The organism is Aestuariimicrobium sp. Y1814 (genome assembly GCF_050113895.1).
Lineage (GTDB): Bacteria > Actinomycetota > Actinomycetes > Propionibacteriales > Propionibacteriaceae > Aestuariimicrobium.
Window position 1 is genome coordinate 186,770 of sequence record NZ_JBNJRW010000006.1, and the last position, 18,866, is coordinate 205,635.

Genomic DNA, 18,866 nt, shown 5'->3' on the forward strand with positions numbered 1-18,866 from the left:
CCATGGCCAGCCACGACCCCCAGCCCTGCGACCCGGAACCCGCTGGGGAACCGGACGCAGTCCAGGGCGTCGAACCGGAGTCCGCGGACGCAAACTCCCCGAAGGAACCGTCCCTGGCGGAACCCTTCCTGACGCAACCCGAGTCCGCGGATGAACCGGCGATCGTTGACCTGCGCCGGGACGACTCCGGTCGCCCCCGCCTCTCGGTGACCTTCCTGCTGGGTCGGACCCCGGCTCCTCATGAACCGATCGGTGACCTCATCCTGAGTGCCACTGTCTCGGCAGAGTTGGTGAGTCGGCTGGACGACCTGGCCTGGGTGGGTTTCAGCCTGGAGGTGGCCTCGCCGGTGCGCGCCGAGTCCCGAGGGCCATTCGGGACGGTGGCGCTGGCCACCACACTGGCCGGTGAGGAGGCCCGCCGCCTCCTCACCGCCCTGGCGCAGGGTCGCGGCGGCCCCACCCTGGAACTGCAGGCCCGCCGCCGCGACGGCACCAGCGGCTACTGGTTGTTCGACTTCGCCGAGGTGCTGGCCCCGGTGCTGGCACCCGACCCGAGCCGGTTCGTCCACCTGGTCACCACCGCAGGCGGGGTGGTCACCGACGTGCTGCCGACCCGATCGGCCGTCCGTACCCGCGGGCCCACTGACCCCGGGGTGCTGCTGATGACCAAGAACGTGGCCCTGCCGCTGGTCCACGTGGTGCGCCCCAAACCGGTGCCGCTGATCGACAAGAGCGTGGTCCTGCCCAGCCACATCCTGGTCACCGAGGAACTCCTCGGCCTGCACCTGGAGGCGCCGGTGAGCGGGCCCGTGCTGGGCGGCGGCCCGCTGCTGGGTGACCGCAGCGGCAACCAACGCTGGTACCTGCCCGAGGCGAGCCTGGTCGTGCCGGCGGCGGGTGCCGACGCGGAAACGTCCCCGTTCCGATTCGACCTGGCCACCGCCGGACACCAGCCCGACGGCACCCCTGGGCTGGAGGCCACCGTCACCCTCACCCTGGCGCTCGGCCCCTCTCAGGCAACCCTGCTGGCGTGGGAACAGGCCGGCAAACCCCCACTTCGTCCGCTGCCCTGCCAGCCGGTGGTGGGCCTGCGGATCCCCTTCCGCGACGACCAGGGCCAGCCCCGGACCGAGACGGTGGCTGCCTCCTCGCTGGAGACCATCGGTGTCCTCGGCGAGCAGGGTTCCCAGCTGAAGGTGAGTTTCCGGCTGGCGAACTCCTGGGCGCGGCTGGCCTACGGCGCGCTGTCCACGCCGGGTTTCCAGGCCACCGCGCCCAGCCTGCAGGTCACCCTGGCCCACGACGGCTGGCAGGCCGAGTCGGTGCTGTCGCAGCACCTGGTCAACCTGGTCGCCACCAACAAGGTGGTCGCCCTGCGGCAGGCCGGTGACGTCACGCGATCGCTGTCGCGCAGCCAGGTCACCAGCCTGGCCAAGTCGAAGCTGCAGCTGAAACCGGCGATCTCGCCCCTGGAGAAGGTCAAGGCGGGGGTGACCAGCTGGTCGTGGGTGCGGCGCAACCCCGTCAGCGAGGTGGCCACCGTGCTGCCCTGCGCCGAGCACGGGCAGTTGTACCGGCAGGCCCGCGCCGACGGGTGGGACGCCATCGGCTGCCAGCCCGCGCTGCAACTGGGGCAGTCGGAGTACCGCACCTGGCAGGCCGAGACGGTCACCTCGGTGACCGGGGTGCGGGTGTTCCGCTCACTGACCCAGCCGGGCAGGTTCCTGGTCGTCCCCGAGCGCTACCAGGTCGGACGACACGCGGCCGACGACCCCCAGCGCGCCCTGCAACCCACCCTGCTGCTGACCTCGACCATCGACACCGACAACCCCGCCAACATCCTCTGCGTGCTGGCCGCCGCCCTCGAACCGGAGACCAACGCCGCCCAGTACGCGCTGCTCGCCGAGGAACTGCGCCAACGCACCGGCCGTGAGGTGGACCTGCTGTCCCCCGCCCAGGCCGGCCTCAACCCGGCGGTGAGCTGGGCGATCCCGCAGGTCAACAGCCTCGACTGCCTGGCCGTCGAGACCGGATTCACCATCGTGGTCAGCACCGGCGTGCCGGGGTTCCTGGCCCTGAAGAGCCTGCTGCAGCTGGGTTCGGTGGTCGGCTCTGCCCGCTACCGGCTGCCCGGCGGCATCGAGTTCGCCAGCACCCTCAAGCTCGACCTCGGCAACGTCGTGGGCCCGCTCGCCGGTGCGGTGGTGGCCGCCGACGGGGGGAACAAAGTCACCCTGACCAACCAGCTCAAACGGCAGGTGGCCGTCCACCGGGTGGTGGGCAACGGGGTCGTGGTCGCCTCCCCCGGGTTGCTGCTCGACGCGGGGGCGTCCAGTTCGATCGCACACCCGGACGGGGCGGCCGGCCCGTTCACCGTCGACTACACCGTCGCCCCGGGCACCGAAACCCTCGACGAGGCCCGCAGCTACATCGAGGACCTGCAACTGGGGGTGACCTTCATCGCCACGGGCTCGTTCAGCGGGTTGGCGGGCCTGGAGGTGGCCTGCCAGTTCCTGGGCCGCGACGACGAGGTCTTCAGCCTCACCGAAACCCAGCGCAGCCGGGAGCGGGAGTTCATCCTGCCGCTGACCGCCTACGCCACCGACCCCGCGGTGGTCTTCACGGTCACCGCAGTGGCCACCGACGGCACCCGGACGAGCAGCGCGGCGGTCAGCTGGCCGGTGCGCAGCCAGGGAGTCCTGATCCCTCTCGACCGGCCCGCCCCCGGCACCTGACCCGCGTGACACTCCTCAACCCGCAGCACGAAAGGAACCACTCCCATGACCGGTTACTCACTCCACATCGGGGTCAACGTGGTCGATCCCACCACCTACATCCCCGCACCCCTGACGCTGGCGGGTTGCGTCAACGACGCCAACTCGATGCAGGCCATCGCCGTCAGCCAGGGGTTCCAGACCCGACAGATGCTCGACCACGCGGCCACCTCGGGGGCGGTGCTCACCGCGCTCGCCGACATGGCGCGGATGACCCAACCCGGTGACATCGCGCTGGTCACCTACGCCGGCCACGGCGGCCAGATTCCCGACACGAACGGGGACGAGGACGACGGCTACGACGAGACCTGGTGCCTCTACGACCGGCAGGTGCTCGACGACGAGCTGTACCGGATGTGGGCGCAGTTCCCGGCCGGGTCACGCATCGTGGTGGTCTCGGACTCGTGCCACTCGGGCACCGTGGCGCGGATGGTGCTGGCCCTGGCCACCCGTGAGGCGCTGGTACGCAACCCGCTCGGCGAGGAGTTCTGGGGTGAGCAGGTCGATGTGCCGAAGCTGGTGCCCCGCAGCATGCCGTTGAGCACCTGCCTGGCCGACGCCGAGCGGCGCCGCGACCTGTACTCCTCGGTGCAGGCACTGTCGGGCGGCGGTGACCGCAGCTCCAACATGGCCGCGGAACTGATCCTGCTCTCGGGCTGCCAGGACAACCAGCTGTCCAGTGACGGCAGCTTCAATGGCCTGTTCACCGAGCAGCTGTTGAATGTCTGGTCCAACGGCTCGTTCTCGGGTGATTACGTGTCCTTCCACAGCGCCATCGCCCGGCGGATGCCCCCCGACCAGACCCCCAACTACTTCACCGTGGGCCCGATCTCCCAGTCCTTCCAGGCCCAGAAGCCGTTCACCGTGGCGGCCCCGGCCCCCGGCGGTGGCGGCGGTGGTGGCGGCGGCGGTTGGAATGGTGGCGGCGGTGGCGGGCAGCAGCCGACCACACGGCCGACGCTGCGGCGCGGCTCCTCGGGGCCGGATGTGACCTACCTGCAGCAGAAGCTGGTCGAGCGCGGCGCCTGGCTGTCGGTCGACGGCCAGTTCGGTGCCGCCACTGAGGGCGCGGTGCGCACCTTCCAGGTGAGCAAGGGGCTGGCCGCCGACGGCGTGGTCGGCCCGAACACCTGGGCTGCCCTGGAGGGCACCTCCAGTGGGTCAACCGGAGGGTCGTCGGGCTCGTCCGGGGGTTCCTCGGGCGGCTCCTCGGGTGGCTGGGGAGGTTCACCCGGCGGCTCGGGCGGCTCAAGCGGCGGATCGGGCGGTGGCTGGGGCGGGGACCCGGGTGGTTCGTCCGGCGGCTCCGGCTCGTCCGGTGGTTCGTCGGGTGGCTCGACCCAGTCCCGCCCGACGCTGCGGCGCGGCTCGACCGGCGAGGACGTCCGCTACCTGCAGCAGCGGCTGTCCTACTGGGGCTACTCACTGAACCCCGACGGCCAGTTCGGACCGGCGACCGAGTCGATGGTGCGCAGCTTCCAGCGCAGCCGCGGTCTGTCGGCCGATGGAGTGGTGGGCCCGCAAACCTGGGCCGCCCTGGGCTGACCCAGCCACCCACCTCGTCCGATCAGCCCTTGGGTGGCGGGTTCTCCTCCCCTGGGGAGGGAAAACCCGCCACCCAAGACCGTTCTGGGCCAAATCCCGGCCCTCCAGGCCCGCGCACAGGCCACCGGACGACGAACGGGGCGACCCCGAAGGATCGCCCCGTTCGTCCGACCCGGCTCACCGGGCCCTGGCCAGCAGTGACTCACTCAGCCTTGGCGTTGGCGGTGGTGCCGGCCGAACGCAGGTTCTCGCAGGCCTCGACGACACGCTTGGCCATGCCGGCCTCGGCCAGCTTGCCCCAGGCGCGGGGGTCGTAGGCCTTCTTGTTGCCGACCTCACCGTCGATCTTGAGCACACCGTCATAGTTCTTGAACATGTGCTCGACGACCGGGCGGGTGTAGGCGTACTGGGTGTCGGTGTCGACGTTCATCTTGATGACGCCGAAGTCGACAGCCGCCGAGATCTCCTCGGCGGTCGAGCCCGAACCGCCGTGGAAGACCAGGTCGAACGGCGACTCCTTGCCGTACTTGGCGCCGACGGCGTCCTGGATCTCCTTGAGCACCTCGGGGCGCAGCTTGACCGCACCCGGCTTGTAGACGCCGTGCACGTTGCCGAAGGTCAGCGCGGTGATGTAGCGACCCTTCTCACCCAGGCCGAGCACCTCGATAGTGCGCATGCCGTCCTCGATGGTGGTGTAGAGCTTGTCGTTGATCTCGTTCGAGACACCGTCCTCTTCACCGCCGACGACGCCGACCTCGATCTCGAGGATCATGCCGAGCTTGCTGGTGCGGGCCAGCAGCTCATCGGCGATCTGCAGGTTCTCCTCGAGCGGCACGGCCGAGCCGTCCCACATGTGCGAGTTGAACAGCGGGGCGCCACCGTTCTTGACGGCCTGCTCCGAGAGGTCGAGCAGCGGGCGGACGTAGCCGTCCAGCTTCTCCTTGGGGCAGTGGTCGGTGTGCAGGGCGATGTTGACCGGGTAGTTCTTGGCGACCTCGCGGGCGTAGGCGGCCAGCGCGGTGGCGCCGGTGATCATGTCCTTGATGGTCGCGCCCGAGCCGTACTCGGCGCCGCCGGTGGAGACCTGGATGATGCCGTCGGAGCCAGCCTCAGCGAAACCCTGGATGGCCGCGGTGATGGTCGAGGACGAGGTGATGTTGATCGCGGGGTAGGCGAACTTGCCTGCCTTGGCGCGGTCAATCATCTCGGCGTAGACCTCGGGAGTTGCGATGGGCATGACTGCCCCTTTCTGGCTCGATGGCCGTATTCGGTGGCCTGACAGGAAATCTTCGGGCCCAGTCTTTCAAAGTCACCTCGCCGACGACGAGGCGGGGTCAGACCTTGGACGAGTGTGCGGTTTGCGTCCGCGGTCGTGGTCGTGGGTCATCGGGGGTCGTTGGGTCATCGGGGTCGTGTGGACGACCCGGCTCAGCGCAGGGTGGCCAGCACCACGTCGCGGGCGTCCTCCGCCTCGCCGAGGGTGGCGATCAGGTGCCCGGCGGCATCGGCGTACTGCTCGTCGGTGATCAGGCTGACCACCTCGAGCTCGCCCTCGATGGTGGCCATCGGTGAGACGCCGCTGCCGCGCACGTTGACCGTGGGCGGACGAATGGTGCCGTCGGGCTTGCGCACCGATGACGCGGTGTCCATCTCGCGGATGGTGCGTTCCAGTTCGGCCAGGTAGACCGGGTCGAACATGCCGTCGTAGACGTAGCGGGTGCCGAGCGCGGTGTGCTCCGTGGTGCCGATGAAGCCCTCCTCGGCACCCTCGAGCGGCGCGGCGCGGAAGGTCACCGGCAGTTGGTAGATGTCCTCGCCGACCTGGACCAGCAGCGTCTCGACGCCGACCTCGCCAGCCGGGTCCTCGAAACGGAAGCGGTCGAGCATCTCGGCCTGCTCGGCATCACCGCTGAACCAGACCTGCTTGGGCAGCCACGTGCGCGCCAGCTCGATCTTGGTGGGGCTGATCGTGGCGTCATGGACGATCGAGATTCCGGCCATGCTTTCCTCCTTGGACGAACCGAACGAGTCCAGTCAACCAGAACGGGCAGGCAAGTGGCGCCGTCCGGTGCGGGGACTCATTCACCCCAGATCGAGTCCATCCCGGACAGGTCCAGGCTTCGGCGCCCACCGGAGTAGGCGCGGATCGCGGAGTCGATCGTCCCCGGCAGGGTGTCGAGGAAGGACACCGGCACCTTCCAGGAGCCATTCGTGCTGGTCACGCCCAGGTCGGGCCCGGCGCCGAGGCGACGGCCGGCGACGCTGATCTCCTGCAGGCCCGACCACTCGAAGGTCTGCGCCGAGCCGGTGGCATCGACATGGATGCCGGAGTGGTCGATCCTGAGGGCCTCGCCGGCGGGCACCGTGCCGAGCGACTTGCGGGCGGAATGCAGTTCGACATAGCGCCAGACCAGGAAGGCGATGACGATCAACGCGGTGGGGATGAACCCGAGCAGGATCTGCCAGGTCGAGGCGGTGTCACGCAGCCAGTACCACAGCACCCCGACGATGACGGCGTAGATCGCGGTGCTCAGCCAGGCCCTGCGGCGCATCGACTCCGCCTTGGCCACCCGCCCTGCTGCGCGGACGGGGCTGTAGCCGACGACGAAGGCTTCTGGGGTCTGCATGGCCACCAGATTAGTGGTCCGCGGCCCGGGGTCTGCCGGGATTGCCCGCAGCGGCGTGCTGCAATGCCCAGTGGTACAGCGTGATGGCCGCGGCCGCGCCGGCGTTGATCGAGCGGGTCGAACCGTACTGGGTGATCGCCACCAGCATCGTCGTGGCCGCGACCATCTCGTCGGTCAGCCCCGGCCCCTCGGACCCGAAGACCAGGCAGACCGACTCGGGCAGCACCGCGGTTTCCAGGGGGACCGACCCGGGCAGGTTGTCCACGCCCACCAGCGGGATGCCGCGCTCGTCCAGCCAGGCACGCAGGGCGGCTTCGTCCGGGTGGTGGTGCACGTGCAGGTAGCGGTCGGTGACCATGGCGCCGCGCCGGTTCCAGCGGCGGCGCCCGACGATGTGCACCCCGGCGGCGTTGAACGCGTTGGCGGTGCGCACGATGGAGCCGATGTTGAAGTCGTGTTCCCAGTTCTGGATGGCGACGTGCACCCCGTGCCGGGAGGTGTCGAGGTCGGCGACGATCTGGTCGAGGCGCCAGTAGCGGTAGCGGTCGACGACGTTGCGCCGGTCGCCGTGGGCGAGCAGGTCGGGGTCGAGGCGGGGGTCGTCCGGCCACGGTTGCGCGTGCGGGCCGACCCCGACCGGCTGGTCACCGAAGCCGCGTTCGTCCGGGTGTTCGAGCGGGTGCCCGCCCGGGGCATCGTCGGGGTGTTCGGGGGCGGACGACAGCGGGGCCCCGCTCGCGCGAGGCCCCGTGTGGTCGTGACTCACTGCTGCGGCGGCTGCTGCTGGTAGGGAGCCTGGTAGCCACCCTGGTTGGGCTGCTGGCCGTAGTCGGCCTGCTGCCCGTAGTTGGCCTGCTGCCCGTAATCCGCCTGCTGGCCATAGTTCGCCTGCTGGCCATAGTCACCGGCCGAGGGCTGCGGCTGCGCCGAGGGCTGCTGCTGGGGCGACTGCACCGGCTGCCACTGGTTGGCCGAGGGCTGCTGCTGCGGGGCCGACGGCTGGGCCTGCGGAGCCTGGTACTGCTGCGGCGCGGACTGCGGCGGCTGCTGGGGCGCGGACTGCTGCGGCTGCGGCGCCTGGTACTGCTGCTGGGGGGCCGACTGCTGCGGGGCGGCCTGCTGCTGCGGCTGGTACTGGGGCTGCGGCGCCTGCTGGGGCTGCTGGCCGAACTGCGGGGTCGGGTGCTGCTGCTGGAACTGCTGGGGCGACCCGATCGCCGGGGCGCTGCTGCCCTGCTGCTGGCCATTGCTGCCGGGACGGTAGCTGATCTCACCGAAGTTGACGTTCGGGGCCTGGCGCACGGCGGCGTCATTGACCTCGAAGTAGGTCGCCTTCTCGAACTTGAACATGTTGGCCACGATGTTCGAGGGAACCTGCTCCACCTTGGTGTTGTAGTTGCGCACATTCGCGTTGTAGAAGCGACGACCGGCGGCAATGCGGTCTTCGGTGTCGGTCAGTTCACGCTGCAGTTCCAGGAAGTTCTGGTTCGACTTCAGGTCGGGGTAGGACTCGACGGAGACCAGCAGGTTGCGCACGGCACCCGAGAGCTGGGCCTCGACGTCGGAGCGGGCATCGCTGGGGGCCGAGCCGCCCTGCTGGCTCAGCGCGGCAGCCTGGTTGCGCAGTCGGGTGACCTCCTCAAGCGTGTTGCGCTCGTGGGCGGCGTAGGCGCGCACGGTCTCGATCAGGTTCGGGATGAGTTCGTAGCGACGGTTCAACTCGACATCGATCTGGCGCCACGACTCCTGGATGACATTGCGCATCTTCACGAAGTTGTTGTAGGGCGCGATGAACAGCAATCCACCCAGCAGTAGGACTGCCGCGATGATGATGATCACGATGATGACACCGCTCATGGTTCTCTCCTGCTTTGTCGTGTCCTGCCGTGACATGTCGACCATGACAGGTGTCCCCCAATCTAGCGGGGCGCGGGCCAAAAGCGGGAGTCACGCGGGTCTCAATCGGGCGGACGACGCCGCTGGGCCTTGAGTTCGGAGCGCTGTCTCTTGGCCGTCAGGCGGCGCTGCACCGAGCCGCGCGTGCGGCGGGTGGCCCGCCGTGGCGGGGGTGGTGGGGCCAGTGCCTGGCGCAACAACCCGGCCATCCGCTCGCGGGCGGCCGCGCGGTTACGCTGCTGGGAGCGGTACTCGGCGGCGTCCACGGTGAGGGTCGTGCCCACCAGGCGGGGGCCGAGCACGCGCAGCAGCCGACCCCGGTGGGTGTCACTGAGGCTGCTCGAGGCGGCAATGTCGAAACTCAGCTGGACGCGACTGTCCGTCGTGTTCACCCCCTGGCCGCCGGGCCCGGACGATCGGGAGAAGCGTTCGTCCAGTTCGGCGGCCGGCACCACCAGCCCGTGGGGGATACCCGGACCGGGCGGGATGACCAGGTCGAGCATGGGTCGGCGGTGTCGGTCGGGGCGCTCAGGCCAGGCCGAGGTCGGCCAGGCCCAGGGCCGCGCGGTAGTCGAGGCCGGCCTCGCGGATGGCCTGCTCGGCCCCCGAGGAGCGGTCGACGATCACGGCGACCCCGACCACCTCGGCGCCGGCCTCGCGCAGCGCCTCGACGGCCTGCAGTGGGGAGCCGCCGGTGGTGGAGGTGTCCTCGACCACCAAAACGCGGCGCCCGGCAACCTCGGTGCCCTCGATGCGGCGCTGGAGCCCGTGGGCCTTGGCCGACTTGCGCACCACGAAGGCGTCGAGTCGCTCACCGGCCGCGGCGGCGGCGTGGAGCATCGAGGTGGCGACCGGGTCAGCGCCCAGGGTCAGCCCGCCGACGGCGTCGAAGTCCCAGTCGGCGACCAGTTCGCGCATCACTCGTCCGACGACGGGGGCGGCGGCACCGTCGAGGGTGACCCGGCGCATGTCGACGTAGTAGTCGGCCTCCCGGCCCGAGGCCAGGGTGACCCGGCCATGGACGATGGCCAGGTTCAACACGTGTTCAATGAGCGCTTCGCGGTCGGTCATGGGGTCGAGGCTAGTCGATTCGGCACCCCGGACGATCAGCGGCTGGTGACCAGTTCGGCGAAGACGACCGCGCGGCGCTGGGTGGCGACCAGGTCGGCGGCGGTGGTCAGCGTGAGCAGGGCCTGGTCGGGAACGCGGTTCTCGCCGGGCACCGGGTCGAGCACCCACGCCCCCGAGGGGCCGGAGTCGACCTGCGCGGGTGGGGCCACCACCCGGTAGGTGAACGTCTCGGTGGGGGTCTGCAGGGTGATCAGGTCACCGGGCACCAGGTCGACCAGGTGCCGCAACGGGGACCCGTGGGTGACCCGCAGCCCGGCGATGGCGGTGTTGCCGAGTTGTCCGGGGGCGCTGGTCTGCGGGTACCAGCCCAGGCCGCGGTGCAGTTGGTCGGTCGCGATGCCGGCGAGCACGGGCCACTCGATGCCGAGCCGGGTGGAGCGCAGGATGGCCACCACCTCGCCGGTCTCGGGCACCGCGTCGGGGGGTTGGGTGCGCCACTGGTCACGGGTCTGGTCGAGCAGGGTCGCGACCTGCCGGCGGGCCACGATGTCGGTGCCGATCGTGGTCCAGCCGAGGGTGGCCAGTCCCGCGACGAGGGCGACCACGATGATGGCGACGGTGATGCCCAGGGCCGTGGGACGACGGCGACGCGGCGCAGGCCCGGGCTCGGGCTCAGGCTCGGCGATTGGTTCAGACTGGACTACTGGTTCGGGCTCGGCCCCGGGTCCCGGGTCCGCTGATTTCGGCTCGAGGTCGGTCGCGGGCTCGGGTTCGGGTTCGGCGGAGCGACGCGGCGCGTCGTCCGGTTCGTCCGGGGTCGGTGAACTCACGAGTACATCATGCCGACGACGATGTTCGTCAGCGCGGTCAGCAGGACGTAGCCGGAGACCCCGACCGCGATGCCGGCCCGGGCCTTGCGGCCGCCGGGCTGGACCAGCGCCAGGATGCCGAGCACCAGTGCGGCCAGCGTCAGCAGCATCACCAGGATCCCCCAGACCCCGCCGAGCAGGGCCACCGGACGACCGGAGTAGGCCGTGGCCACCAGGAGCACCTGCAGGAACACCTGCGCCACGGTGACGATGGCCGCCAGGACCAGGGCGGCCGTGCCCACGCCCTTCGACCGGTCGGCGGGCTGGGGTCTCGGCCCGGCCCACTTCTGCGCAGACCCGGGACCCGGCCCCTGGGCTGCGCCCGCGTAGGGGGCGCCCGGGTACTGGGGGGCCTGCTGGGGTGGGCCCGGATGGTGAAGGCTCATGCCCGAAGTCTGGCATGCCACGGGGGCGCCCAGGACGACCCGCCCCGCAGCTCTCAGGGCTTGCGGGCCACCAGGGTGAAGCTCGCCGGCAGCCGCTCGGGACGATCGGCCAGGCGCCACTCCCCCGCCTCGTCGGCGACCATCAGCCCCGGCAGGGCGTTCCAGGGCACCGAATCGTGTTCGTCCAGCAGTTCGAGGGTGAGCCCGGCGTCCAGCACGGCCATCACGATCTGGCCCAGGGCGTGGTTCCACTCCTGGCTCGTCGGGGAGGCGACGGCGCCCGAGCCGGCGTAGGTGGCCTCGTCCGACCAGGTCATGCCCTGCTCGGTCTCCCAGTACGGGAACTCGAGTGCCGGGGTCGCCTGGCCGGGCCCGGAGATCCAGGGCTGCTGGTCGCGGTCGGGGTGGTGGTCGCGCACGGTGAGCCCGACCAGCGAGTTCAGCACGGGGTGGCCGTCGCGGACGAAGGCCCGGCCGCCGGGTCGCAGCAGGCCGGCGACCACCTCGGCCCAGCGGCGGATGTCGGGCAACCAGCACAGCGCGCCGATGCCGGTGTAGACCAGGTCGAAGTCCCGCCCGGCCAGCGCCTGGGCGGCGGAGTACACGTCCGACTGCACGTAGTCGATCGACGCACCGCCCCGGGACGCGATCATCCGGGCGTGTTCGAGGGAGCGGCCGGACAGGTCGACCCCGGTCACCCGGGCGCCCAGTCGGGCCAGGCCCAGGGTGTCGGTGCCGATGTGGCACTGCAGGTGCACGGCGTCGAGCCCGGCGATGTCACCGAGCCGGGGCTGGTCGAAACGCACCACCTGCGAGATCCAGTCCGGGGACTCGACGCTCGCCAGGTCATAGCCGTCGGGGCCCACGTGGACATCGGCGCGGGCGTCCCAGTTGGCGGCGTTGACCGCGAGGTAGTCACTCGGGGCATCGGGTGCAGGGTCCATGGCTCCATCCAAGCACCCGCCCGACGCGTACCCACCTCCACCTGCCCTACTACGGTGCACTTGCCCCTGTTCCGGAACGGGGGCAAGTGCACCGTTCAGGGGCAACCAGCGGTGGCTGGCGGTTCAGCGGAACCAGAGGGCGGTGTCCCCGGTCAGGTTCGGGGAGTCCTCCGCTGACGCGTCGTGCATCGGCTGGGCGCCGCCGATCATCGACTCCAGCTGGGGGCCGGTGATCATCCGATAGGTGAACACGGCCCGGGCCGCCTCACGGGCCAGGCGGTCCACCGGCAGTTCGGCAGTCGACCCGGCCAGGACGAGGTTGCCCTTGCGTCGTCCCTTCAGCGTCGACGGTTCGGCCGAGAGGCTTCGCTGGCTGAAGTAGATCCGCATGCCGGCCAGCACCCGGCGGGTCCAGTCGAAGGGCAGCTTGTCGGTGACATTCATGACTAGCAGCCCACCGGCACGCAGCACCCGGCGGTACTCGGCGAAGGCCTCGACACTGACCAGGTCACCCGGCACGGCGGTGCCCCGGAAGGCATCCACGATCACGACATCGGCGTAGTCGCCGGGCATCGCCGCCAGTCCGGTGCGGCCGTCGACCGGGCGCACCTTGATCCCCGACTGCTTCGGCAAGGGGGCGACCTGGCGCACCTTGGCAGTGAGTTCCTCGTCCGGTTCGCACACGATTTGAGCCGAACTCGGACGAGTGTGCGCGACGTAGCGGGCCAGGGTCATGCCCGCGCCACCGATGTGGATCACCCGCAGCCGCTCCCCCTCGGGGGCGTGGGCGTCGAGGTGGGCGGCGATCCGCTGCACGTAGTCGAACTCGAGCCGGGTCGGGTCGTCGGGGTCGATCCAGGACTGGTCGGCCCCACCCACCCGGACGACCCAGGCCCCGGGCACGTCGGGGTCGGGCAGGATGCCGTCGAGCATGGTCACCCAGGCAGGCTACCCCCGCACGCGTCGCGCCCGCCCACCCGATGCCTCAGCCGATCCGGTTCCCCTGGGCGTCGTAGACGGCGTGGTCCTCGCCATTGCCGTCGATCTCGTAGACCAGCGAACCGGACGCGAGCCGGACGGTGCCCTTCCAGGCACCGTGATCGGCCCCGAGTTCTGCTGCCCCCTTGCGGATGATGTCGCGGCGCACCTCGCCCACCGGGAACAGGTTCTCGGGGGTGGGCGGCGGGACGTCGCGACCCAGCACCAGGTAGGAGGTGCGCTGCCGCCCGCCCCGGTGCACGCTCACCCCGGGCGAGTCGGGAGTGCCGCCGAAGCGCTCCTGCCAGGGCACCATCACCGCCATCGTGGAGTCGTGGACCAGGAACCGGCTGACCTGGTCGACCCCCGCCAGCGACACCAACTCCGCCTGCGCGGCGTCGTAGTCGGCGTCCTCGGTGTAGGAAAAGTGCGGCAGCGGCTCGAAGCTGGTCTCGAGCTGGGCCGTGCGCGGACCGTGGTGGGTGGGGGCCGAGGCGATCACGGTGGGTAGCCCCCAGGTGCTGTTGGCGGTGACCTCGACGCTCATCACCCAGGCGTCCTCGAACAGGACCGGCTGGGCCCTGGTCTCGATCTCGGGGTAGCTGGGGAACTCAACCGCCGCCAGGTCGAGCGCCACCGCTTCCTTGGGCAGCTTCTTCTCGGTGGTGGTGACCGTGCCGTCACGCCAGGTGGCCACGAGGCCGTCGTAGGTGACGTTCAGCCCTTCCCAGGTGATCACGGTGCCGTAGTGGGGCTGGTCGCCGACGTGGTCGAACACCTGCGCCAACGCCTGCTGGATCGAGCCCGGCTCGGTGAAGACCGGACGACCGGTCGGCCTCGGCGAACCCGCCTGCTCGGGCGGTTCCTGGGCCACGGTCGGCAGTTCGATCCCGCCGCCCTGGCAGCCGGCCACCGTCATCACGCCACCCAGGCCCAGGGCGCCACCGAGGAGGGTCCGACGTGACAGGTTCATCCCTCCACGGTAGCCAGCCCCGGGTCCACTCAGACGATGAGCAACTGGTCGTCGACGGCGTCGAAGCTCACCGTGGCCCCGTCACCGACCTCACCGGCGAGCACCTTGCGAGCCACCTGGTCCTCGATGGTGGTCTGCACCAGGCGGCGCAGCGGACGAGCACCGTAGACCGGGTCGAAGCCGGTGCTGGCCAGCCACTGCTTGCCCGCATCGCTCACCTCGATGGTGATCCGACGCTCGGCCAGGCGGCGGTTCAGCTTCGCCAGCGTGGTGTCGACGATGCGGACCAGGTCGTCCTGGGTGAGCGGGTCGAACATCACGATGTCGTCGAGCCGGTTCAGGAACTCGGGCCGGAACGACTGGCGCACCACGCCCATGACCGCCTCGTGCTTCGCGTCGGGTGCAAGCGTCGGGTCGGCCAGGAACTGCGAGCCCAGGTTGCTGGTCAGGATCAGGATCGTGTTGCGGAAGTCGACCGTACGGCCCTGGCCGTCGGTCAGCCGCCCGTCGTCGAGCACCTGCAGCAGGATGTTGAACAGGTCGGGGTGGGCCTTTTCGACCTCGTCCAGCAGCACCACCGAGTACGGACGACGCCGCACCGCTTCGGTCAGCTGGCCGCCCTCTTCGTAGCCCACGTAGCCGGGGGGCGCCCCGACCAGGCGGGACACCGAGTGCTTCTCGGAGTATTCCGACATGTCGATGCGCACCATGGCCGACTCGTCGTCGAACAGGAAGTCGGCCAGCGACTTGGCCAGCTCGGTCTTGCCGACGCCGGTGGGGCCCAGGAACAGGAACGAGCCGGTCGGACGGTTCGGGTCGGAGATCCCCGCCCGGGAGCGTCGCACCGCGTCGGCCACGGTCTTCACCGCGGCCTGCTGGCCGATCAGGCGTTCGCCGATGATCTGCTCCATGTCGAGCAGCTTCTCCGACTCGCCCTGCAGCATCTTGCCGACCGGGATCCCGGTCCAGGCCGAGACCACCTCGGCGACGTCGTTGCTGTCGACCTCTTCGGAGACCATCTTGGTGGTGCTCTCCTCGGCCTCGGCGGCAGCCTCGAGCTGCTTCTCGAGTTCGGGGATGCGTCCGTACTGGATCTCGGCCGCAGCCCCCAGGTTGCCGTCACGGACGAGCTTGTCGGCCTCGGTGCGCAGCTTGTCGATCTGCTCCTTGAGGTCACCGACCGCGTTCAGCCCACTCTTCTCGGCCTCCCACCGTGCCTCCAGGGAGCGCAACTGCTCCTGGGCGTCGGCCAGGTCGGCCTGGAGCCGTTCGAGGCGGGCCCGCGAGGCGGCGTCCTCCTCCTTCTCCAGGGCGAAGACCTCCATGCTCATCCGGTCGACGCTGCGGCGCAGCTGGTCGATCTCCTCCGGGGAGGAGTCGATCTCCATCCGCAGTCGCGAGGCGGCCTCGTCGATCAGGTCGATGGCCTTGTCGGGCAGCTGTCGGCTGGTGATGTAGCGGTTGGACAGGCTGGCGGCGGCCACCAGGGCACCGTCGGTGATGCGCACCTTGTGGTGGGCCTCGTAGCGTTCGCGCAGCCCACGCAGGATGGCGATGGTGTCCTCGACCGAGGGCTCACCGACGTAGACCTGCTGGAAGCGTCGCTCCAGGGCAGGGTCCTTCTCGATGCGTTCGCGGTACTCGTCGAGGGTGGTCGCGCCGATCATCCGCAGCTCGCCGCGGGCCAGCATCGGCTTGAGCATGTTGCCGGCATCCATCGCGCCCTCACCGGAGGCGCCGGCGCCGACGACGGTATGCAACTCGTCGATGAAGGTGATGATCTGGCCCTCGGCCTCCTTGATCTCGGTCAGCACGGCCTTGAGCCGCTCCTCGAACTCGCCGCGGTACTTGGCACCGGCCACCATCGAGGCCAGGTCGAGCGAGACGACGCGTCGTCCCTTCAGTGAGTCGGGCACGTCGCCGGCGACCACGCGCTGGGCCAGGCCCTCGACGACGGCGGTCTTGCCGACGCCGGGCTCACCGATCAGCACGGGGTTGTTCTTGGTGCGCCGGGCCAGCACCTGCACGACGCGGCGAATTTCGGCATCGCGGCCGATGACCGGGTCGAGGCGGCCCTCGCGGGCCTTCTCGGTGAGGTCGACGGAGTACTTGTCGAGGGCCTTGGAGCCACCCTCGTCCTCAGCGGAGGTGACCCGCTTGTCACCGCGGGACTCGTTGAAGGCCATCTCGATGTCGGCGGCGCTGAGGCCGAGCTGGGTGAAGATCTGCTGCGCGTCGGACTGGATCGCTGCCAGGGCGATCAACAGGTGTTCGGTGGCGACGAAGTTGTCACCGAGCTTGTCGGCGCGGTTCTCGGCGTCGGCCAGAACACGGGCGAAGGGGCCCGAGAGGGTGGGCTGGCTGACCGATGACCCCTGGGCGCTGGGCAGCTTCGCGATCGCCCCCTGGGCGGCCGACTCGACCAGTGCGGGGTCGACCCCGAGGCTCGCCAGCAGCGGCCCGACGGTGTTGTCGGGCACCATCAGCAGGGCGTTCAGCAGGTGGCTCGGCTCGGCCGAGGGATTGCCATGGGTCAGCGCGTTGCGCAATGCCGCAGAAACGGCATCACGACTCATCGTGGTCAGCTTGTCAGTGTTCAATGCGGTCACTCCTGTGCCTGGATTCAAAGTTGAGCTTACATGACTCAACCTTGAAGCGAGGGCCTTTGTTCCCGGGCGCAGCATGACGCGCTTGGTGATCCCCATGATTGTGATGTGCATCACTGTTTTCGCCACCGGCACTGTAGAATCCATGGAGTGTCACCCTCACCCGAGGGACCTGAGCGACGAAGGAGTCGGTCATGACAGAAACGGCGGTGCCGAGCGTCCTGGAGGCCCGACCCGAGGTCGCCGGCGAGGACCGATCGCGGGTCGCGATGACCCAGGCCGCGCTCGACATGATTCTGGCCCTGTGGGCCGTGCACGGCCCGGTCATGTTCCACCAGTCCGGTGGCTGCTGTGACGGGTCCTCACCGATGTGCTTCCCCGACGGGGAGTTCCGCACCGGTGCCTCCGACGCGCTGCTGGGCACCTTCGTCATTCCCGCGCAGACCCTGGCCGGGGCCGGCATCGACGCCGAGGCCGATGGCGAGATCGGATTCTGGATGAGCCAGGAACAATTCGAGTACTGGCGTCACACCCACCTCACCCTCGACGTGGTGCCGGGCCGCGGTGCCGGGTTCAGCCTGGAGGCACCCGAAGGCAAGCGGTTCCTGATCCGCTCACGCCTGCTGGACGACTGATGACGACCTGGTCAACGCATGAACGGGACTACCAGACAGCGCTGCTGAAGGCCCACGCCAACCTCGAGGCGCTGCTGCACGACCAGGACCTTCCCGGCGACCACGCGGTCCCCGACCAGGTGCTGGCGTCATGGCGCCGCTCCCGGGCGCACCTGCAGTCCCAGGCCGCGGCCCGGACGAGGCAGGTCTACGACGCCGGCGAGCTGCGTGAAGCCCGCGAGGCACACCCCTTCACCCGCGTGCTGCCGCTGCTGCGCTCGCGGCTGATCGAGCCGGCCACCCAGGCCGGGCTGATCGTCGCCCTGGGCGATGCCACCGGCCGACTGCTGTGGGTCGAGGGCCAGCCCCAGGTACTGCGCAAGGCCGACCGGATGGGCTTCGCCGCCGGCACCGACTGGTCGGAGGACGTGATGGGCACCTCAGCCCCCGCCCTGGCCGCACGTTCCCAGGCCGCCGCGCAGGTCATCGGCGCCGAACACTTCGCCGAGGCCGTGCACGCCTGGAGCTGCTCGGCCGTGCCGGTGCTGCACCCCTTCGCCGGCCAGACCCTCGGCATCATCGACATCACCGGCGGCCACGAGGCTGTTTCTCCGCTGGTGCTGCCGCTGCTGGAGTCCACCGCCCGGGCCATCACCCAAGACCTCGGCCACCACCTGCGGGCCCAGGCGGCCTCACCGGCCCGCGCGGCCACCCCACCCCGGAGCACCCCACCCCGGACACCCCGGACCAGCCCCACCCCCCGCACCTCGCCACCAACCCCCGCCACCCCGATGCTGCACCTCACCGGCCGCGGCACCCCACGGCTGGCCTGGGCCGGGCAGAGCCTCGAGCTGTCCGGGCGCCATGCCGAACTGCTCACCCTGCTGCACCTGGCCCCGCACGGGCGCAGTGCCGCCGAGCTCGCCGAAGACCTGCACGACCGGGCGTCGTCCGGGGGCACCGTGCGCGCCGAACTGGTGCGGCTGCGCAAGAACCTGCACGACTTCGCCGGTGGCGCCCACGGCATCGAGCTGGCCAGCCGCCCCTATCGACTCCTCGGGCGCCTCGACAGCGACTTGGCCCGCAGCCGGGCAGCCCTCGACCGGGGCGACGTCGACGGGCTGATCACCCACTACTGCGGCCAGTTGCTACCGGCCTCCGAGGCACCGGCCCTCCGCCGGGTGCGTGACCACCTGCAGGCCCTGGCCCGTGAAACCGTGCTGGCCCACGGCAACTGGCAGCAGGTCTGGCAGTTCTGTCGGCTGCCCGAGGCCGCCCACGATGTCGACCTGCTGATGTGCGTGCTGCGGCTCGCCCCGCCCCGGGCGCCCGAGCGCGCGGCTGCGCTCGTCCGGCTCGAAGCGCTGGAGGCCCAAGAACGCAACGACGGGGCCGCCTGATTGCTGTGACGCAGGTCACAGCAGTGCAACCTGTGTGCAACGTTGCGCTGCCTAGGTGTTGGTGGCGGACAGGTTCATGACACTCGGGTGATGGGAGGTTTCCCGTTGAGGGCGCTGTGGCCTCGTTCAGTGTTGTAGAAGGTGAGCCAGTCGGCAAGGGCATCGCGGCGGGCCTGGTTGCTG

At 70.2% G+C, this 18,866-nt stretch carries 18 protein-coding genes; 4 read left to right on the forward strand and 14 right to left on the reverse strand.

All coding sequences use genetic code 11. The features are described from left to right. Positions 1 to 2: 2 nt before the first annotated feature. Positions 3 to 2,735, forward strand: coding sequence for a hypothetical protein (locus tag ACQE3C_RS09225; protein ID WP_434538888.1), 2,733 nt, complete (start codon positions 3 to 5; stop codon positions 2,733 to 2,735). Between the two features lie 45 nt (positions 2,736 to 2,780). Next, positions 2,781 to 4,319 carry a peptidoglycan-binding protein gene (locus tag ACQE3C_RS09230; protein ID WP_434538889.1) on the forward strand — a complete coding sequence of 513 codons (1,539 nt, stop codon included), beginning with the start codon at positions 2,781 to 2,783 and terminating at the stop codon, positions 4,317 to 4,319. 202 nt (positions 4,320 to 4,521) lie between these two features. Here the strand turns inward: ACQE3C_RS09230 and fbaA are convergent, their stop codons facing one another. The 13 genes from fbaA to clpB form a co-directional block, all read right to left on the reverse strand. Beyond that, entirely contained in the window at positions 4,522 to 5,556 is a 1,035-nt protein-coding gene (fbaA, locus tag ACQE3C_RS09235; RefSeq protein WP_434538890.1) for a class II fructose-bisphosphate aldolase, read from the reverse strand. Between the two features lie 191 nt (positions 5,557 to 5,747). Then, entirely contained in the window at positions 5,748 to 6,320 is a 573-nt protein-coding gene (locus ACQE3C_RS09240; RefSeq protein WP_434538891.1) for a maltokinase N-terminal cap-like domain-containing protein, read from the reverse strand. A gap of 77 nt (positions 6,321 to 6,397) precedes the next feature. After that, positions 6,398 to 6,946 carry a hypothetical protein gene (locus ACQE3C_RS09245; protein ID WP_434538892.1) on the reverse strand — a complete coding sequence of 183 codons (549 nt, stop codon included), beginning with the start codon at positions 6,944 to 6,946 and terminating at the stop codon, positions 6,398 to 6,400. 10 nt (positions 6,947 to 6,956) lie between these two features. Next, positions 6,957 to 7,526: a TrmH family RNA methyltransferase gene (locus ACQE3C_RS09250; RefSeq protein WP_434538909.1), complete on the reverse strand. Its 570-nt coding sequence runs from the start codon at positions 7,524 to 7,526 to the stop codon at positions 6,957 to 6,959. 182 nt (positions 7,527 to 7,708) lie between these two features. Then, positions 7,709 to 8,803, reverse strand: a complete 1,095-nt coding sequence (locus tag ACQE3C_RS09255) for a LemA family protein (protein ID WP_434538893.1) — start codon at positions 8,801 to 8,803, stop codon at positions 7,709 to 7,711. A gap of 101 nt (positions 8,804 to 8,904) precedes the next feature. Beyond that, on the reverse strand, positions 8,905 to 9,345 hold the full coding sequence (gene arfB, locus ACQE3C_RS09260; protein WP_434538894.1) for an alternative ribosome rescue aminoacyl-tRNA hydrolase ArfB: 441 nt from the start codon (positions 9,343 to 9,345) through the stop codon (positions 8,905 to 8,907). Between the two features lie 25 nt (positions 9,346 to 9,370). Next, positions 9,371 to 9,913: an orotate phosphoribosyltransferase gene (pyrE, locus tag ACQE3C_RS09265; protein WP_434538895.1), complete on the reverse strand. Its 543-nt coding sequence runs from the start codon at positions 9,911 to 9,913 to the stop codon at positions 9,371 to 9,373. A 35-nt stretch (positions 9,914 to 9,948) separates the two neighbouring features. Beyond that, positions 9,949 to 10,743, reverse strand: a complete 795-nt coding sequence (locus ACQE3C_RS09270; RefSeq protein ID WP_434538896.1) for a sortase domain-containing protein — start codon at positions 10,741 to 10,743, stop codon at positions 9,949 to 9,951. After that, the gene (locus ACQE3C_RS09275; protein ID WP_434538897.1) at positions 10,740 to 11,168 is read right to left on the reverse strand and encodes a hypothetical protein; all 429 of its coding nucleotides are present in this window, start codon (positions 11,166 to 11,168) and stop codon (positions 10,740 to 10,742) included. Before ACQE3C_RS09275 ends, ACQE3C_RS09270 begins: the two co-directional genes overlap by 4 nt. A gap of 53 nt (positions 11,169 to 11,221) precedes the next feature. Continuing rightward, entirely contained in the window at positions 11,222 to 12,112 is an 891-nt protein-coding gene (locus ACQE3C_RS09280; RefSeq protein WP_434538898.1) for a class I SAM-dependent methyltransferase, read from the reverse strand. Between the two features lie 123 nt (positions 12,113 to 12,235). Beyond that, positions 12,236 to 13,045 carry a spermidine synthase gene (locus ACQE3C_RS09285; RefSeq protein WP_434538910.1) on the reverse strand — a complete coding sequence of 270 codons (810 nt, stop codon included), beginning with the start codon at positions 13,043 to 13,045 and terminating at the stop codon, positions 12,236 to 12,238. 52 nt (positions 13,046 to 13,097) lie between these two features. Continuing rightward, on the reverse strand, positions 13,098 to 14,063 hold the full coding sequence (locus tag ACQE3C_RS09290) for a hypothetical protein (RefSeq protein WP_434538899.1): 966 nt from the start codon (positions 14,061 to 14,063) through the stop codon (positions 13,098 to 13,100). Between the two features lie 29 nt (positions 14,064 to 14,092). Beyond that, positions 14,093 to 16,639: an ATP-dependent chaperone ClpB gene (gene clpB, locus ACQE3C_RS09295; protein ID WP_434538911.1), complete on the reverse strand. Its 2,547-nt coding sequence runs from the start codon at positions 16,637 to 16,639 to the stop codon at positions 14,093 to 14,095. A 299-nt stretch (positions 16,640 to 16,938) separates the two neighbouring features. Here clpB and ACQE3C_RS09300 point away from each other — a divergent pair, with 299 nt between their 5' ends. Both ACQE3C_RS09300 and ACQE3C_RS09305 read left to right on the forward strand, forming a co-directional pair. After that, positions 16,939 to 17,304, forward strand: a complete 366-nt coding sequence (locus ACQE3C_RS09300) for a DUF779 domain-containing protein (RefSeq protein WP_434538912.1) — start codon at positions 16,939 to 16,941, stop codon at positions 17,302 to 17,304. After that, entirely contained in the window at positions 17,304 to 18,683 is a 1,380-nt protein-coding gene (locus ACQE3C_RS09305; RefSeq protein ID WP_434538900.1) for a hypothetical protein, read from the forward strand. The genes ACQE3C_RS09300 and ACQE3C_RS09305 overlap by 1 nt, the downstream gene beginning before the upstream one ends. A 74-nt stretch (positions 18,684 to 18,757) precedes the next feature. On the opposite strand, the gene ACQE3C_RS09310 is transcribed toward ACQE3C_RS09305, so the two are convergent. After that, a partial coding sequence (locus ACQE3C_RS09310; RefSeq protein ID WP_434538913.1) for an integrase core domain-containing protein occupies positions 18,758 to 18,866 on the reverse strand: 109 nt, incomplete at its 5' end.

Coding starts and splice junctions, on each gene's coding strand:
- ACQE3C_RS09225 (WP_434538888.1), top strand. CDS start 3: ATGGCCAGCCACGACCCCCAGCCCTGCGACCCGGAACCCGCTGGGGAA.
- ACQE3C_RS09230 (WP_434538889.1), top strand. CDS start 2,781: ATGACCGGTTACTCACTCCACATCGGGGTCAACGTGGTCGATCCCACC.
- fbaA (WP_434538890.1), bottom strand. CDS start 5,556: ATGCCCATCGCAACTCCCGAGGTCTACGCCGAGATGATTGACCGCGCC.
- ACQE3C_RS09240 (WP_434538891.1), bottom strand. CDS start 6,320: ATGGCCGGAATCTCGATCGTCCATGACGCCACGATCAGCCCCACCAAG.
- ACQE3C_RS09245 (WP_434538892.1), bottom strand. CDS start 6,946: ATGCAGACCCCAGAAGCCTTCGTCGTCGGCTACAGCCCCGTCCGCGCA.
- ACQE3C_RS09255 (WP_434538893.1), bottom strand. CDS start 8,803: ATGAGCGGTGTCATCATCGTGATCATCATCATCGCGGCAGTCCTACTG.
- arfB (WP_434538894.1), bottom strand. CDS start 9,345: ATGCTCGACCTGGTCATCCCGCCCGGTCCGGGTATCCCCCACGGGCTG.
- pyrE (WP_434538895.1), bottom strand. CDS start 9,913: ATGACCGACCGCGAAGCGCTCATTGAACACGTGTTGAACCTGGCCATC.
- ACQE3C_RS09275 (WP_434538897.1), bottom strand. CDS start 11,168: ATGAGCCTTCACCATCCGGGCCCACCCCAGCAGGCCCCCCAGTACCCG.
- ACQE3C_RS09280 (WP_434538898.1), bottom strand. CDS start 12,112: ATGGACCCTGCACCCGATGCCCCGAGTGACTACCTCGCGGTCAACGCC.
- ACQE3C_RS09285 (WP_434538910.1), bottom strand. CDS start 13,045: ATGCTCGACGGCATCCTGCCCGACCCCGACGTGCCCGGGGCCTGGGTC.
- ACQE3C_RS09290 (WP_434538899.1), bottom strand. CDS start 14,063: ATGAACCTGTCACGTCGGACCCTCCTCGGTGGCGCCCTGGGCCTGGGT.
- clpB (WP_434538911.1), bottom strand. CDS start 16,639: ATGAGTCGTGATGCCGTTTCTGCGGCATTGCGCAACGCGCTGACCCAT.
- ACQE3C_RS09300 (WP_434538912.1), top strand. CDS start 16,939: ATGACCCAGGCCGCGCTCGACATGATTCTGGCCCTGTGGGCCGTGCAC.
- ACQE3C_RS09305 (WP_434538900.1), top strand. CDS start 17,304: ATGACGACCTGGTCAACGCATGAACGGGACTACCAGACAGCGCTGCTG.